Annotated in this window: 18 protein-coding genes; 8 read left to right on the top strand and 10 right to left on the bottom strand. The window is 74.8% G+C overall.

The genetic code is table 11. The annotated features are described in order from the left end of the window. The first annotated feature begins 1 nt into the window (after window position 1). Window positions 2-832, top strand: a complete 831-nt coding sequence (locus tag E4A51_RS17030) for an alpha/beta fold hydrolase (RefSeq protein ID WP_134852460.1) — start codon at window positions 2-4, stop codon at window positions 830-832. 90 nt (window positions 833-922) lie between these two features. Continuing rightward, a complete protein-coding gene (locus tag E4A51_RS17035; protein ID WP_134852461.1) occupies window positions 923-1,966 on the top strand; it encodes an alcohol dehydrogenase catalytic domain-containing protein in 1,044 nt (347 codons plus the stop codon). Window positions 1,967-2,151: 185 nt separating this feature from the next. On the opposite strand, the gene E4A51_RS17040 is transcribed toward E4A51_RS17035, so the two are convergent. The 4 genes from E4A51_RS17040 to E4A51_RS17050 all read right to left on the bottom strand — a co-directional run bounded on the left by E4A51_RS17040 (window position 2,152) and on the right by E4A51_RS17050 (window position 3,614). After that, window positions 2,152-2,784 (bottom strand): Fic family protein, encoded by a 633-nt coding sequence (locus E4A51_RS17040; protein ID WP_134852462.1) that lies wholly within the window; start codon window positions 2,782-2,784, stop codon window positions 2,152-2,154. Then, window positions 2,781-2,939, bottom strand: a complete 159-nt coding sequence (locus tag E4A51_RS18470) for a hypothetical protein (RefSeq protein WP_167748956.1) — start codon at window positions 2,937-2,939, stop codon at window positions 2,781-2,783. The genes E4A51_RS17040 and E4A51_RS18470 overlap by 4 nt, the downstream gene beginning before the upstream one ends. A 133-nt stretch (window positions 2,940-3,072) precedes the next feature. Next, window positions 3,073-3,342: a hypothetical protein gene (locus tag E4A51_RS17045; protein ID WP_134852463.1), complete on the bottom strand. Its 270-nt coding sequence runs from the start codon at window positions 3,340-3,342 to the stop codon at window positions 3,073-3,075. A gap of 5 nt (window positions 3,343-3,347) precedes the next feature. Then, window positions 3,348-3,614, bottom strand: a complete 267-nt coding sequence (locus E4A51_RS17050; protein ID WP_134852464.1) for a hypothetical protein — start codon at window positions 3,612-3,614, stop codon at window positions 3,348-3,350. 30 nt (window positions 3,615-3,644) lie between these two features. Here E4A51_RS17050 and E4A51_RS17055 point away from each other — a divergent pair, with 30 nt between their 5' ends. From E4A51_RS17055 to E4A51_RS17065, 3 genes are all read left to right on the top strand, one after another. After that, window positions 3,645-4,082 (top strand): MerR family transcriptional regulator, encoded by a 438-nt coding sequence (locus E4A51_RS17055; protein ID WP_134852465.1) that lies wholly within the window; start codon window positions 3,645-3,647, stop codon window positions 4,080-4,082. After that, window positions 4,021-4,485: a glyoxalase/bleomycin resistance/extradiol dioxygenase family protein gene (locus tag E4A51_RS17060; RefSeq protein ID WP_134852466.1), complete on the top strand. Its 465-nt coding sequence runs from the start codon at window positions 4,021-4,023 to the stop codon at window positions 4,483-4,485. The genes E4A51_RS17055 and E4A51_RS17060 overlap by 62 nt, the downstream gene beginning before the upstream one ends. A gap of 346 nt (window positions 4,486-4,831) precedes the next feature. Next, a complete protein-coding gene (locus E4A51_RS17065; RefSeq protein ID WP_240696534.1) occupies window positions 4,832-6,427 on the top strand; it encodes a glycosyl hydrolase family 18 protein in 1,596 nt (531 codons plus the stop codon). Window positions 6,428-6,916: 489 nt separating this feature from the next. On the opposite strand, the gene E4A51_RS17070 is transcribed toward E4A51_RS17065, so the two are convergent. After that, window positions 6,917-7,696 (bottom strand): aldo/keto reductase, encoded by a 780-nt coding sequence (locus E4A51_RS17070; protein ID WP_070320724.1) that lies wholly within the window; start codon window positions 7,694-7,696, stop codon window positions 6,917-6,919. Between the two features lie 132 nt (window positions 7,697-7,828). On the opposite strand from E4A51_RS17070, the gene E4A51_RS17075 reads away from it, so the two are divergent. Beyond that, window positions 7,829-9,745, top strand: coding sequence for an ABC transporter ATP-binding protein (locus E4A51_RS17075; RefSeq protein ID WP_134852468.1), 1,917 nt, complete (start codon window positions 7,829-7,831; stop codon window positions 9,743-9,745). A gap of 91 nt (window positions 9,746-9,836) precedes the next feature. Here E4A51_RS17075 and E4A51_RS17080 read toward each other — a convergent pair whose 3' ends face one another. After that, a complete protein-coding gene (locus E4A51_RS17080) occupies window positions 9,837-10,517 on the bottom strand; it encodes a nucleotidyltransferase family protein (RefSeq protein ID WP_205601541.1) in 681 nt (226 codons plus the stop codon). Between the two features lie 166 nt (window positions 10,518-10,683). On the opposite strand from E4A51_RS17080, the gene E4A51_RS17085 reads away from it, so the two are divergent. Both E4A51_RS17085 and E4A51_RS17090 read left to right on the top strand, forming a co-directional pair. Further along, window positions 10,684-11,445 carry an endonuclease/exonuclease/phosphatase family protein gene (locus tag E4A51_RS17085; protein WP_134852469.1) on the top strand — a complete coding sequence of 254 codons (762 nt, stop codon included), beginning with the start codon at window positions 10,684-10,686 and terminating at the stop codon, window positions 11,443-11,445. Between the two features lie 273 nt (window positions 11,446-11,718). Further along, window positions 11,719-11,991, top strand: a complete 273-nt coding sequence (locus E4A51_RS17090) for an adhesin (protein ID WP_046529104.1) — start codon at window positions 11,719-11,721, stop codon at window positions 11,989-11,991. A 98-nt stretch (window positions 11,992-12,089) separates the two neighbouring features. Here the strand turns inward: E4A51_RS17090 and E4A51_RS17095 are convergent, their stop codons facing one another. The 4 genes from E4A51_RS17095 to E4A51_RS17110 form a co-directional block, all read right to left on the bottom strand. Continuing rightward, entirely contained in the window at window positions 12,090-12,710 is a 621-nt protein-coding gene (locus tag E4A51_RS17095; RefSeq protein WP_046529103.1) for an FMN reductase, read from the bottom strand. A gap of 173 nt (window positions 12,711-12,883) precedes the next feature. Beyond that, a complete protein-coding gene (locus E4A51_RS17100; RefSeq protein ID WP_046529102.1) occupies window positions 12,884-14,062 on the bottom strand; it encodes an LLM class flavin-dependent oxidoreductase in 1,179 nt (392 codons plus the stop codon). Window positions 14,063-14,168: 106 nt separating this feature from the next. Then, window positions 14,169-14,390, bottom strand: a complete 222-nt coding sequence (locus E4A51_RS17105) for a hypothetical protein (protein ID WP_134852470.1) — start codon at window positions 14,388-14,390, stop codon at window positions 14,169-14,171. Between the two features lie 25 nt (window positions 14,391-14,415). Beyond that, window positions 14,416-15,144 (bottom strand): signal peptidase I, encoded by a 729-nt coding sequence (locus tag E4A51_RS17110; RefSeq protein ID WP_226238913.1) that lies wholly within the window; start codon window positions 15,142-15,144, stop codon window positions 14,416-14,418. Window positions 15,145-15,148: the final 4 nt, after the last annotated feature.

Genomic DNA, 15,148 nt, shown 5'->3' on the forward strand with positions numbered 1-15,148 from the left:
CATGCCGTACGTCACCAGCACCGCCACCGACCAGACCGTCGAGCTCTACTACGAGGACCACGGCAGCGGGCAGCCCGTGGTGCTCATCCACGGCTACCCGCTCGACGGGCACTCGTGGGAGAAGCAGACCGTCGCGCTGCTCGACGCCGGGTACCGCGTCGTCACGTACGACCGTCGCGGCTTCGGCCGCTCCACCAAGGCCACGCAGGGCTACGACTACGACACGTTCACCGCGGACCTCGACGCGGTGCTGACGACCCTCGACCTGCGCGACGTCGTGCTCGTCGGTTTCTCGATGGGCACGGGCGAGGTCGGCCGGTACCTGGGCACGCGCGGCTCGGGCCGCGTCGCGAAGGCCGCGTTCCTCGCGTCGATCGAGCCGTTCCTGCTGCAGACCGACGAGACCCCGCACGGCCTGCCGCAGAGCGCGTTCGACGAGATCGCGGCGAACGCGCAGCGCGACCGGTTCGCCTGGTACGACGAGTTCTTCCAGAACTTCTACAACCTCGACGAGAACCTCGGCTCGCGCATCAGCGAGGCCGCGGTGCGCGGCTCGTGGCAGGTCGCCGCGGGCGCCGCGCCGTGGGCCGCGTGGGAGGTCGTGCCGACGTGGCACACCGACCTGCGCGCCGACATCGCCGCGATCGACGTCCCGACGCTGATCCTGCACGGCACGGGGGACAGGATCCTGCCGATCGACGCCACCGGCCGGCCGTTCCACGCGCTGCTGCCGCACGCCACGTACGTCGAGGTCGAGGGCGCGCCGCACGGTCTGCTGTGGACGCACGCGCAGGAGGTCACGGCCGCGCTGCTGGAGTTCCTCGCGTCCTGAGGGCCGAGGTCGTGAGCCGGGGCCGGGTCGACGCGCCGTGCGTCGGCCCGGCCTCGGCGCGTCCGCCGGCGCGCGGGGCAGGATGGGCCCGTGCGCGCGCTGGTGGTCGACGAGTTCGGGGTGCTCCCGCAGGTCCGTGACGTCCCGGACCCGGCGTGCCCGCCCGACGGCGTGGTGGTCCGCGTCGCCGCGACGGGTGTGTGCCGGTCCGACTGGCACGCGTGGCAGGGTCACGACGACGACGTGCGGCTGCCGCACGTGCCGGGGCACGAGCTCGCGGGCGCGGTCGTCGAGGTCGGCCCCGACGTGCGCGGCTGGCGCACCGGCGACGTCGTGACCGTGCCGTTCGTGATGGCGTGCGGCGCGTGCGCGACGTGCCGCGCGGGGGACCAGCAGGTGTGCCCGCACCAGACGCAGCCGGGGTTCACGCAGTGGGGCTCGTTCGCGGAGCTCGTCGCGCTCGACCACGCCGACACGAACCTCGTGCGCGTGCCGGACGGCCTGTCGCCCGTGGCAGCCGCGGCGCTGGGGTGCCGGTTCGCGACCGCGTACCGCGCCGTCACGGTGCACGCCGCGGTGCGCACGGGGCACGAGGTCGCGGTGCTGGGCTGCGGCGGCGTCGGGCTGTCGGCCGTCATGGTCGCCGCGGCGGCGGGTGCGCACGTCGTCGCGGTCGACCCGTCGCCCGCCGCGCGCGCCGCTGCGATGGACGCCGGCGCGCACGTCGTGCTCGACCCGGGCGACGACGACCCGCCGGCGCTGGCCGCGCGCGTCGTCGAGGCGACCGGGGGCGGCGCGCACGCGGCGCTCGACGCGCTCGGCAGCCCCGCCACGGCGCAGGCGGGCGTGCTCGCGCTGCGCCGCAGGGGGCGCCATGTGCAGGTCGGGCTGCTGCTGCGCGACGACGCGTGGACGGCGCTGCCCATGGACCGCGTCGTCGCGTGGGAGCTGTCGGTGCACGGCTCGCACGGCATGGCCGCGCACGAGTACCCGGCCATGCTGGCCGCGATCGCCGACGGCAGGCTCGCGCCGTCGTCGCTCGTGGGTCGCACGGTCGGGCTCGACGAGGCGGCCGACGCGCTCGCGGGCCTCGCGCGGCCCGGTGCCGGTGGCATGACGGTCGTCGTCCCGTGAGCTGCGTGCCGCTCGGGGTCGGGGCTGGTGAGGACGGGCGCTGACGAGCCGACCCGCGCGCCCCGGCGACGTCGGACCCCGGCCGACGCCGTGCGCCGGGCGGGGCGCGGCTACCTCGAGCTGTTCGAGGGGCGGTGGGCGTTTCCTGAATGGGTATGCCTGGTCCGGTGATGCCGCGCGGAGGACTACTCGCCGATGGGGCGGTGCGCGACGGCGGTGGCCAGTTCGGTCGGATCGCGATGCTGGTCGTAGCGACGCAGGGCTTCGACGTACTGCCGCTTGTCGACCTCCCAGTCGTACGTCGCCGGTGGTTCGTCGATGCCCTGCGCCGCGAGCAGGGTGAGGTCGGCAAGCAGGCGGGTGGAGCGGCCGTTCCCGTCCGCGAAGGGGTGGATGCGGACAGTCTCCGCGTGGACAGCGATACCCATCTGATGAGCGGTCCAGTCCGAGGTGTGCTGCCATCGGTACAGGAGCCCGTCGAGCGAGCCCCGCAGTTCCATGGCGATCCGTTCCGGGGCGACGCCGATGTTGAGCTCGCGTTGCCGAAGCTTGCCGCCCCAGGTCCAGATGTCCCCGTAGAGCCTGGCGTGCGTCGACCGGAGGAAGTGATCGGTGACCACGTCGTGCACGCCGACCGCACCATCGAGGACCATGCCGATCAGATCCTCGGTGACAGCCGCCTCGACCGCTTGTTCAAGGTCGTAGACGTCTGCCTTGGTCGGGGGATCGGGCAGCACCTCGCGGGCGTCCGGGAGGAGTGCGGCGAGCTCGTCCCAGTCGAGCGGTGTCTCGCCGTAACCGGGCTCGAGCGGTGTCACGAAGCGCGACGGGTGCGTGCGGTGACGAACTGCTCGACCTTGGGAGAGCGCACGAACTCCTTCGAGACGACGCGGCCCTCGAGCTTGGCGGAGACGCGGGTGGAACGCTCGGCGGAACGCTTGATCGCGTCCTTGTCGACGACTCGACGCTCCATGTCCGCCTCCTCCTGGTACCTACACGGACATGCTACGCGGGCTCTCCGATCGCTGTCGGCCGGGGTGTGACCGAGGGCGAGTGCATCGAGGGGTGGACCGGGGAATGGTCGCCTCGGCGGGATCGCCTGTCTCTCAGGACGCGCGCTTGACGTACCGCTGGCGCGCCGCCTCGCCGCTCGTCCCGACAGACGCGCCGATCACCTTCCACGAGGTGTCCGAGCGTCGGGCGTTCGCGACGGCCTCGGCGATCTCACGTTCGACCTCGTTGCGCTTGAGGGCAGCGAGCCGCAGCCGCGTGAGAGGAGCGAAGGTGTCACGGTCACCGGGCTCGGGCTCGTCCGCATCGAAGCGGTCGGCCAGGTCATCGGCCTGGGTCATCATCTCTTCGAGCGAGTGGGGCATCGGCATCACCTCAGGAACTTCGGTCGTGCTGGCATGGCGTGTGCGACGTGCAGGTCGTCGTGGCGCTCGACGACGCCGACCTCGATGAGACCCCTGCTGCGGTTCGGACCGATGACCATCGTCATCCCGTCTCCGACGTCGAACAGGTCGACGTGGTTGCGTAGCGCGTGCCTGAGCGAGTCCTCTGATACGCCGTGCCTGTAGGCGCTGTGAAGAACGATCGGCTCGCTGGCCGCGTCGACAAGTGACCTTGCTGGCCAGCGCCCGGGCAAGATGAGATCCGTGGCGACGAGGGGGCAGCGGTGAGGATCGGCGAGCTGGCCGCCGCGACGGGCGTGAGCGTCCGCTCGCTGCGCTACTACGAGGAGCAGCGCCTGCTCGCGCCCGCCCGGACGGCGGCCGGCCAGCGGGTCTTCGTCGCGCAGGACGTGGTCGTCGTCGCGCGCATCCAGGAGCTCTTCGCCGCCGGCTTCTGCAGCTCCGTGGTCCGCGAGCTGCTGCCCGCGCTCGGTGCGCCGGAGCAGGACCCCGCACGCCTGCGGGCGGCCTTCGGGGCGGCCGTCGCGCGGCTCGAGGGCGAACGCGCGGCGGTCGACGCCGAGCTCGCGGCGCTGCGGTCGCTCGCGGCGCGGCTGGGGGTTGCCCCTGACACGCGTGTGAGGGCGCACGGTGGTCCGCATGACGCTCCCGCAGCCGCCCCGCCAGCTCCGACTGATCATCGAGACCGCCGACTTCGATGAGGCCGTGCGGTTCTACCGCGACGTGCTCGGCCTGCCCGAGCAGCCGGCGTTCGCGACCGCGGGCGACGACCGCGTGTCGATCCTGACCGTCGCGACGGCGACGATCGAGCTCGCGACGCCCGCGCACGCGCGGGCGGTCGACGAGGTCGAGGGTGCACCCGCCGCGGACGGCCCGACGCTGCGGCTCGCGCTCGAGGTGGCGGACACCGTGCAGGCCGTCGAGGCCGTGACGGCGGCGGGGGCACGGGTGCTGGCGCCGCCGACCACGACGCCGTTCCGCACCGTCAACGCCCGCGTCGCGGGGCCCGCCGGGTGGCAGGTGACGTTCTTCCAGGAGCTCGAGACGCTCGACGAGCGGCGGGCACGGGACGGGTTCGCGACGGACGACGCCCGTCCGCGGTAGCGGGGTGAGCGCGACGCGTCACCACGCCGCCCTGACGCACGGTTCATCCGAACGTGTGGCGGGCCTGCGCTGACCTGCACGGGGACCCCTGCGGTCGCGTTCCCACGCAGTCACCCGTCGCCCTTCGACAAGTCATCACATCATTGACCGTCCGATTCGCCCGCCGCTAGCGTCGTACCCGTCCGATTAGTACGCAGTCCTTACATATTCGACGACGGGAGTCGAGATGTCTCGCAGCAGGACGCAGGGGAGATCGGCGGGGGACCAGGGGGAGCCGGGCACCTCGGGGGGAGGGCGAGGTCCGGGGTGGTCGCGCGGCACGCGGCGGCGCACGGTCGGCGCGGTCGTGGCGTCGCTCGCGCTCGTCGTCGCCGGCCTCGCGGCCGCCCCGGCCGCCAACGCCGCGGGTGGCGTCACGGTGACGTTCGCGGCCCGCGACTCGTGGACCACCGGGCACGAGGTCGCGGTGACGGTGACCAACACGGGGACCACGAGCGTCTCGACGTGGTCCGTGGACTTCCGCCTGCCGGACGGCCGGGCGATCACGAGCTCGTGGGACGCCGACGTCACGCGCGACGGACAGTCCTACCGGGCGGGCAAGAAGAGCTGGGCCGGTGCGCTCGCGCCAGGGGCGTCGCAGACCTGGGGCTACGTCGCCTCGGGCGCCTGGGGCGCGCCGACGTCCTGCACCGTCAACGGCGGCTCGTGCACCGGCGGCGGCGCGACGCCCACCCCGACGCCCACGCCCACGTCGACCCCGACGCCCACGGCGACACCCACGCCGACGCCCACGACCAGCCCCACGCCCACGCCGACGACGCCGCCCCCGGGCGGGTCCAAGGTCGTCGGCTACTTCGCCGAGTGGGGCGTCTACGGCCGCAACTACCACGTCAAGGACGTCCAGACCTCGGGCTCGGCCGACCGGCTGACCCACATCCTCTACGCGTTCGGCAACACCACCGGCGGCCGCTGCTCGATCGGCGACTCCTACGCCGACTACGAGAAGGCCTACACCGCGGAGCAGTCCGTCGACGGCAAGGCCGACACGTGGGACCAGCCGCTGCGCGGGTCGTTCAACCAGCTGCGCAAGCTCAAGGCCATGCACCCGAACCTCAAGGTCATCTGGTCGTTCGGCGGCTGGACGTGGTCGGGCGGCTTCACGCAGGCCGCCGCGAACCCCGAGGCGTTCGCGCAGTCCTGCTACGACCTCGTCGAGGACCCGCGCTGGGCGGACGTCTTCGACGGCATCGACGTCGACTGGGAGTACCCCAACGCGTGCGGCCTCACGTGCGACGCGTCAGGGCCGCAGGCGTTCGACCGGGTCGTCACGGCGCTGCGCAGCAAGTTCGGCTCGTCGGCGCTGGTCACCGCGGCCATCACGGCCGACGGCTCGAACGGCGGCAAGATCGACGCGACCGACTACGCGACCGCGGCGACCAAGCTCGACTGGATCATGCCGATGACCTACGACTACTTCGGCGCGTTCGCCCCGCAGGGCCCGACGGCCCCGCACTCGCCGCTGACGTCGTACCCGGGCATCCCGCAGCAGGGGTTCAACTCCGAGGCGGCCGTGAACAAGCTCATCGCCAAGGGCGTCCCCGCCAGGAAGATCCTGCTGGGCGTCGGGTTCTACGGGCGCGGGTGGACGGGCGTGACGCAGTCGGCGCCCGGCGGCACCGCGACCGGTGCGGCCCCCGGCACGTACGAGCCGGGCATCGAGGACTACGAGGTGCTCAAGACGCGGTGCCCGGCGACCGGCACGGTCGGGGGCACCGCGTACGCGAGGTGCGGCAGCGAGTGGTGGAGCTACGACACCCCCCAGACCATGGCGTCCAAGATGACGTGGGCCCGCGGCAAGGGCCTGGGCGGCGCCTTCTTCTGGGAGCTGTCGGGCGACACCCCCGACGGCGAGCTGATCCGCGCCGTCGCCGGCGGCTGGTGACGCGCACCCGACCCGCGTGACGCGCGTGCCCCCGGCCGGTCGAGGCCGGGGGCACGCGCGGGGCGGAACGTCCCCGGACGTGTGGTTGACGTCACGTGTCCGGTTCCGGTAGACCTGCGTCCGGTGCCACAACGGCGTGACGCCGACCGCAGTACGGGCCCGGTCCCTCGGTAGGCCGGACGCCCGACGTGCTCGTCGGTCGCGCAGAGCGACGACGGCGAGCACGTGCGAGGTGGGAGCGCGACCACCTCCCCGGACGCGGCCCGTTCCGCGCCCGAACCCGTCCGCTGCAGCAGCGCGGCCTCCGCAGCAGCGCAACCGCGCCGTGACAGCACGACGGGGCCCGGGCGTCGCCGCCCGGACCCCGTCGCCCGCGTGCCGGCGCCGCGCGCAGCGAGGCAGCGCTCAGCGACCCGCGCTCAGCGACCCGCGCTCAGCGACCCGCGCTCAGCGACCCGCTCTCAGCGACCCGCGCTCAGCGACCTGCGCTCAGCGACCCAGCGCGTCGATCGCCGCGACCTCGTCGGCCGTCAGCGAGAACCCGAGCGTGCCGAGGTTCTCCTCGATGCGCTCGCGACGCACCGACTTCGGGATCACGACCACGTCGTGCTCGACGTGCCAGCGCAGCACCACCTGCGCGGGCGTCACGCCGTGCGCGCGCGCCGCCGCGACGATCGGCTCGGCGTCGAGGTCGGTGCGCTTGAGCGGGCTGTACCCCTCCACCACGACGCCGCGCTCGCGGTGCGCCGCCAGGAGGTCCGGGTCGTGGTCGACCGGCGAGTACGGGATCTGGTTGACCGCGGGCGCCTCGCCCGTCGCCGCGACGAGCTCGTCGATCTGCGCGATCGAGTAGTTCGAGACTCCGATCGAGCGGGTCAGGCCCTCGTCGCGCGCGCGGCGCAGCTCCTGCCAGACCTCGGGGCTGGCCTGCTTGTGCGGCGGCCAGTGGATGAGCCACAGGTCGACGTGGTCGGTGCCGAGCGCGGCCAGCGACTCGGTGATCGTCTGCCGCTCGCGGCCCGCGTGGTCCGGCGGCAGCTTGGTGGTGACGAAGACGTCGTCGCGGTCGATGCCCACGGTCGCGAGCGCGCGCCCGACCTGCGCCTCGTTGCCGTAGCCCGTCGCGGTGTCGACGTGCCGGAACCCGAGCTGCAGCGCGGCCGAGACGGCGAGCTCCGCGTCGGAGCCCTCCGCCTGCCACGTGCCGAACCCGAGCACGGGGATCGCGCCGCCGGGGATGGTCAGGGTGGGGGTGGTGATGTCGGCCATGCCCCTCATCGTCACCGAGGCCGCGGGACGCCGCAGGTCGGGGGCGGATCTCGTCCGCGGGACGGAGCCCGTGGCGCGATGTCGGTCGCGCGACGGATCGACCGCACCGCACCCCGCTGCTGGACTGGACGCATGGCCGCCGCACCCGCCCCTCCGGTCCAGACGCCCACGGGCGGGGGCACGCGCGAGCGGTTCCGCGTCCTGCTCGCGCTGGTGCGCCCGCACCGCGGGACGCTCGGCCTCGGCCTGCTGCTGGGCCTGGCGGCCACCGGTCTGGGCCTCGCGACGCCCATGGTCACCAAGTGGGTGCTCGACACCCTCGGCACGGGGCAGTCGCTCGCGCGGCCGGTCGCGTGGCTGCTCGTGCTGTGCGTCGTCGGTGCCGCGATCGGGTACGTGCAGGCCGTCGTCATGGGCGCGCTCGCCGAGCGCATCGTGCTCGACGCGCGCGAGTCGCTCGTGCGCCGGTACCTGCGCGCGACGGTGCAGGCGATCACCGGCCGCCCTGCCGGCGAGCTCGTCACGCGCGTCACGTCCGACACGGTGCTGCTGCGCGAGGCGACGTCGTCGAGCCTCGTCGGGCTCGTCAACGGCGTGGTCGCGCTCGTCGGCACGCTCGTCCTCATGGGCGTGCTCGACCGCGTGCTGCTCGGCACCACGGTCGCCGCGATCGTCGTCGTGGGCGTGTGCATGGCGCTGCTGCTGCCCGGGATCGGCGCGGCCGAGAAGGCGTCCCAGGAGGCGCTCGGGCGCCTCGGCGGCACGCTCGAGGGGTCGTTGCGCGCGGTCCGCACGGTCAAGTCCAGCCGGGCCGAGGCCCGCCAGGGCGCAGCGGTGCTCGCGGCCGCGCGGGACGCGCGCGACCACGCCGTGCGCGCCGTGCGGACGTCCGCGCTCGCGTGGACCGTCTCGGGCGGCGGCATCCAGCTCGCCATCATCGTGGTGCTCGGGTTCGGCGCGTGGCGCGTCGGGCAGGGCGACCTCGCGGTGTCGAGCCTCGTCGCGTTCCTGCTGTACGCGTTCAACATCGTCGGCCCCATCAGCGAGCTCACGCAGTCGCTGACGCAGCTGCAGTCGGGCGTCGCCGCGGCGGCCCGCATCAACGAGGTCGCGACCATGGAGGTCGAGCCCGACGCGTCCGACGTGCCGACGCGCGCGGCCGCCCGGGTCGACGACCCCGCGCGGTCGGGCGAGGGGTCGGGCGACGCCGCCGACGACGCGACGCCCGTCGTCGAGCTGCGCGACGTCACCGCGCGCTACGGCCCGGGCCTGCCGCCGGCCGTGGACGGGCTCTCGCTGCGCGTGCCGCGCCGCGGGCACACGGCCCTGGTCGGGCCGTCCGGCGCGGGCAAGACCACCGTGTTCTCGCTGCTCCTGCGGTTCCTCGAGCCCACCGCCGGGCAGCTCCTGCTCGACGGCCGCCCGTACGCGGCGTGGAGCCACGCCGACGTGCGCGCGCGGTTCGCGTACGTCGAGCAGGAGACCCCGGTCGTGCCCGGCACCATCCGCGACAACCTGCTGTTCAGCAACCCCGACGCGACCGACGCCGAGCTGGCGCGCGCGCTCGCGGCCGTGCGGCTCGACGGCGCGTTCGACGCGCTGCCCGACGGCCTCGACACGCGGCTGTCGGAGACGTCGGTCTCGGGCGGGCAGCGGCAGCGCATCGCGCTGGCCCGCGCGCTGCTGTGCCGCCCGCAGGTCATGCTGCTCGACGAGGCCACCGCGCAGGTCGACGGCCTCACCGAGGCGGCCGTGCACGACGCGATCCGCGCGCTCGCGACCACGGGCGCGGTCGTCACCGTCGCGCACCGGCTGTCGACGGTCGTCGACGCCGACACGATCGTCGTGCTCGAGCACGGCCGCGTCCGCGCGAGCGGCACGCACGCGCAGCTGCTCGCGTCCGACGCGCTCTACCGCGAGCTCGTCGAGGCGCTGCGGATCGCGGACGCGCCGGCGGACGCGCCCGAGGGCGCCGTCGACGCGCCGGACGGCGCCGCGGGCGGCACGCCGGTCGACGCGACGGTCGAGACCGCCGCCGGCCCCGCCTGACGCGCGCGCAGGCGTCCGCGCTCAGACCTCCGAACTCAGACCTCCGAACTCAGACCTCCGAGCTCAGGCGTCCGAGCTCAGGCGTCCGGGCTCAGACCTCCGAGCCGGGGTCCGTCCGCCCGGGGCCCGCCGCGAGGCGCTCGCCGGTGCGGCCGGTCAGCCCGAGCTCGTCGGCGAGGAACAGGAACGCCCGCGCGTACGGCTGGCCCTCGACCTCGGTGCGCACCCGCTCCCAATCGATCTGCTCGCGCAGCGCACGCGCCATCGGCAGCAGCCACGTGAAGTCGCAGTAGTGCTCGCCGAGCACGCGCATCTTCGCCGAGATGATGTCCGTCGCCGGCAGCACCGGCATGCGCACCGCGAGCACCTCGAGCTCGTCGGCCCGCGCGAGGTCCTCGTGCGTCACGGGTTCGCCGACCATGCGGAAGATCACGTCGACGAGCTGCCCGTGGTGGTACGCCTTGAACAGCCAGTTCTCGGCCGGATCCTGCACGTCCAGGCCCGCGGCCGTCAGCGCCGCGCGCGCGGCGTCCACGTCCTGCTCGGCGACCGCGAAGTCCGCGTCGTGGCTCGGCTCGGGCGCGCCGCGCGCCCACGCGGCGTACCCGCCGACCAGCGCGAACGGGACCTGCGCCTCGAGCAGCGCGACGGCCGTGCGGCGCAGCCCGTCCTGCAGGGCCGCGCGGTCGTCGGGCGTGGCGGCGCCGGTCGGCACCGGCAGCGGCGGCGGGGCCGCGCCCGTCAGGGGCAGGGGCGTCGGGGTGGAGGGCATGCACGGTGTCTACACCGGGCCCGTGCGGCGCGCGCGCCGAGGCGCGGGCGCACCGCACCGCGCCGACCGGACCCGGGCCGGACCCGCACCGTGCCGGCCGGACCGGCGCGCCGCCGGACCCCGGGGCCGCCGTGCGGGCGCCGACGCCCCGGGCCACAATCGCGGCGTGCGGCTCGCGACGTTCAACATCCTGCACGGGCGCTCGCCCGTCGACGGCCGTGTGGACCTCGACCGGTTCGCGGCGGCGGTCCGGCACCTCGACGCCGACGTGCTCGCGCTGCAGGAGGTCGACCGCGCGCAGCCGCGCTCGCACGGCGCCGACCTCACGGCCGTCGCGGCCGAGGCGATGGGCGCGGCGCACCACCGGTTCGCCGCGACGCTGCACGGCGAGCCCGGGCTGTGGGTCGCGGGCACGGGCGAGGAGCAGCCCGCGTCGGCCGCGTACGGCGTCGCGCTGCTCTCGCGCGTGCCCGTGCTCGAGTGGCACGTCCTCACGCTGCCCACGCTGCGCCGGCGCGCGCCCGTGCGGTTCCCGGGCGCGCGGTGGCCCGCGCTCGTGCGCGACGAGCCGCGGACCGCGCTCGCGGCCGTGCTCGACGACGACGGCCGGCCGCTCACCGTCGTCGGCACGCACCTCACGTTCATCCCGGGCTGGAACGTGCGCCAGCTGCGGCACCTCGTGCGCACGGTGCGCGCCCTGCCCGGGTCGCACGTGGTGATGGGCGACCTCAACCTCGCGGGCGAGCAGCCCGCGCGGCTCACGGGCCTGCGCCCGCTCGTGCGGGCCGCGACGTTCCCGGTCGACGTGCCCGTGCGGCAGCTCGACCACGTGCTCGGCGGACCCGGCGTGCGTGCCGCCGCGGCAGGGGAGTCGGTCGACACGGGCCTGTCGGACCACCGCGCGCTGGTCGTCGACGTCGTGCGCTGACGGCCGTCGCGCACGGGCGCGCGTCGGGGCCGTGACCGCGCAGCGTAGGGGGTCCGCCGCGGCGCCGCAGCACGCGTGCCCGGTGTGTCCGGTCCGGTCTCGCGACGCGGACCAGCGTTTGCGTCCCCGCACCGCGTCGGGTCACGGTGGAGGACGTCCGACGGCGTCGGACCGGGGCTCGTCGTCCCGCCCCCGGCACCTCCCCCCGTGCCGTGGCGGGCGGGGCGTGGTGGCCCGGCCGACGTCACCCAGGCCACCGGAGAGGAGCGCCACGTGCTCACCCTGACCGAGAACGCCCAGACCGCCGTCGAGACCCTCACGACCCGCGCCGGACTGCCCGAGGAGGGCGGACTGCGCATCGCCGAGCAGGACTCGGGCGGCTTCGAGCTCGCGCTCGTCGCCGAGCCCGCACCGGGCGACGACGTGGTGGCGCAGGGCGCCGCGCGCGTCTACGTCGACCAGCGCACGTCGCAGTCGCTCACCGACCAGCAGCTGGACGTCGAGCCCTCGGGCACCGGCACCGCGTTCACGCTCACGCGACAGTAGGCGTCGCGCCGGCGCCCCGCGCGCCGGGTCCCGCACGCACGAGGGGCGGACCACCCGCGGGTGGTCCGCCCCTCGTCGTCGTGGCGGGTGGGCCCGCCTCAGGCCCCGCCGAGCAGGTCCTCGAACGACGGCACGGCGTCGTACAGCCCGCCGCGTGCGGCGCGCTGCCGGCCCGCGACGCGCTCGGCGAGCTCGGCGGCCGCGCGGCGCACGCGCTCGGGCAGCGGCTTGACGTCGTCGTCGCCGGCCTCGGCCCAGTCGTCCGTCGCCGCGAACACCGTGGTCGGCACGACGTCGGCGCGCAGGTACGCGAACACCGGGCGCATCGCGTGCTCGAGCACGAGCGAGTGCCGCGACGTGCCGCCCGTCGCGCCGAGCAGCACGGGCGTGCCCTGCAGCGCGTCGGTGTCCAGCACGTCGAGGAACGACTTGAACAGGCCCGCGTAGGACGCGGTGAACACGGGCGAGACCGCGATGACGCCGTCGGCGCCCGCGACGGCGGCCTGCGCGGCCGCGAGGTCGGGGCGCGCGTAGCCGGTGAGCGTCATGTCGACGACGTCGTGCGCGAGGCCGCGCAGCTCGACGACCTCGAGGGTCGTGTCGATGCCGCGCGCCGTGAGGTCGGCGACGGTCGCCTCGGCGAGGCGGTCGGCCAGCAGCCGTGTCGACGACGGCTGGGACACGCCACCCGAGACGACGACGATCGAACGGGACGTCATGGGGGTCCTCCTGGGACGGGGTACGTCCACGCTGCCACCGGGGGTGCCGGTGCGCGCGGCGGGCTGGATCGCCCTCTCGCGGGGGTGGTGGGGGTGGGGCTGGATCGCCCTCTCGCGCGCCGGTGGGCGAGCGGGGCTCGTCCGGTGACGCGCGGGAGGGCGATCCGGTGCCGTCAGGAGACCGTGACCGCGTCGGCGGCGTCGGTGTCGTCCTCGGCCGTGCGGCCGGTCCAGTGGTCGGCGGCCGCGGCCTGCTGCTGGTGCACCTTGCCCGCGGCGCGCGCGGCGGCGACGCGCTCGGCGTGCGACGGCGGGTCCGACGGCACGTCGGCCGGGCGGCGGGACTCGGCCTCGGCGCGCAGCACCGGCACGACGTCCTCGGCGAGCATGTCGATCTGCTCGAGGACGGTCTTGAGCGGCAGGCCCGCGTGGTCGATGAGGAACAGCTGGCGCTGGTAGTGGCCGACCTGCTCCCAGAAGGCGCCGTAGCGGTCGATGACCTGCTGCGGGCTGCCGACCGTGAGCGGCGTCTCGCGCGTGAAGTCCTCCATCGACGGCCCGTGCCCGTACACGGGCGCGACGTCGAAGTAGGGCTTGAACTCGTTCCACGCGTCCTGGCTGTTCTTGCGCATGAACACCTGGCCGCCGAGGCCGACGATCGCCTGGTCGGCACGGCCGTGGCCGTAGTGCTCGAACCGCTGGCGGTAGAAGTTCACCATCTGCGCGGTGTGCTCCATGGGCCAGAAGATCGCGTTGTGCAGGAACCCGTCGCCGTAGTACGCGGCCTGCTCGGCGATCTCGGGGGAGCGGATCGAGCCGTGCCACACGAACGGCGCGACGCCGTCGAGCGGGCGCGGGGTGGACGTGAAGCCCTGCAGCGGCGTGCGGAACTTGCCGCTCCAGTCGACGACGTCCTCCTCCCACAGGCGGCGCAGCAGCGCGTAGTTCTCGATCGCTAGCGGCAGGCCCTGGCGGATGTCCTTGCCGAACCACGGGTAGACGGGGCCGGTGTTGCCGCGGCCCATCATGAGGTCCATGCGGCCGTCGGAGATGACCTGGAGCATCGCGTACTCCTCGGCCAGCCGTACGGGGTCGTTGGTGGTGATGAGCGTGGTCGCGGTCGAGAGCACGATGTTCTTCGTGCGGCCCGCGAGGTAGCCCAGCATGGTCGTCGGCGACGACGGCACGAACGGCGGGTTGTGGTGCTCACCCGTCGCGAACACGTCGAGGCCCGCGGCGTCGGCGTGCTCGGCGATCGTGAGCATCGCGCGCACGCGCTCGGTGTCGTCGGGCGTCCGGCCCGTGGTCGGGTCGGTCGTGACGTCACCGACGGAGAAGATCCCGAACTGCATGGTCCACCTCGCTGTCCGCCGGGCGGCCCTGCCACCCGGGAGTTCTATGCATTTGCATCGACCGCTCGCCACAACACGGCCCCCCCCCGCACGTATTCCGCGGCCCTCAGCCGTCCGTCGCGGACGCCGGGTCCGCGGTGCCCGGCACCGTCGGCGACGGGTCGGGCGCGGGCTCCGACGGGCCGTCGGGCGCCGCCGACGGCGTGGCCGTCACGACCGTCACGCGCAGCTCGACCGCGTCGTGGTCCGTCAGCACCGCCGACGTCCGCCCGACCACCGGCGCCGCGGCCGCGGCGACCAGCAGCGCCACGACCAGCACGAGTCGCACGCGGGCACCGCGGTCGCGGTGGTCCTCACTCGAGGAGGAGCGCATCGAGCTTCCCGTCCTGCGGCGCCTGCCGTCGTCGTCGGTCCTCCCGCCGCCGGCGGTCGTCCAGCACCGACAGGACCTCGAGCGTCGCGAGCGCGAGCAGCGGGGGTCCGAGCAGCATCGCACGTCCGGCCGCCGACGTGGCCCAGGCGAGCGCGCGCCCCCAGCCCTCGTGCACCGACAGCAGCACGCCGCGCACGCGCTCGACCGGCGTCGCGTCCGGGTCGGGGGCGCTGTTCGCGTCGCCCTGCGTCCGGATGTACGCGCGCGTCTCCGGCTCGCCCGCGGCGTCCAGCACCGGCGCCTGCCGACCGTCCGTCCCGGGCACCTCGCGCATCACGGGCAGGCGCACGACCTCGACGATCCGGTGCGTCACCAGCTCCGACGAGCCGATCGGCTGGAACGTCACGACGAGCCCGGGCCGCAGCTCCGAGGCGTCGCCGACCGCGCGCAGCACCACGACGTCACCCGCCGAGAACCGCGGCTCCATCGAGCCCGACGTCACGATCAGCAGGCGCTGGTCGCGCGCCTGGAACCACAGCGGCACGACCGTCGCCGCGACGAACCCCGTCACGCCCAGCACGACGACCGTCCACAGCAGCGCCGTGACCGCGCGCCGCGCCCACGGCGCCCGCGGACGCCGGTGCGCGGGCGCCGCCACGCGCGGCGCCCGGCGCTCGACGAACGGCTGCGGCCGTGTGCGCGGCGTCATGGTG

The sequence above is a fragment of the Cellulomonas sp. HD19AZ1 genome (genome assembly GCF_004535805.1).
GTDB lineage: Bacteria > Actinomycetota > Actinomycetes > Actinomycetales > Cellulomonadaceae > Cellulomonas > Cellulomonas iranensis.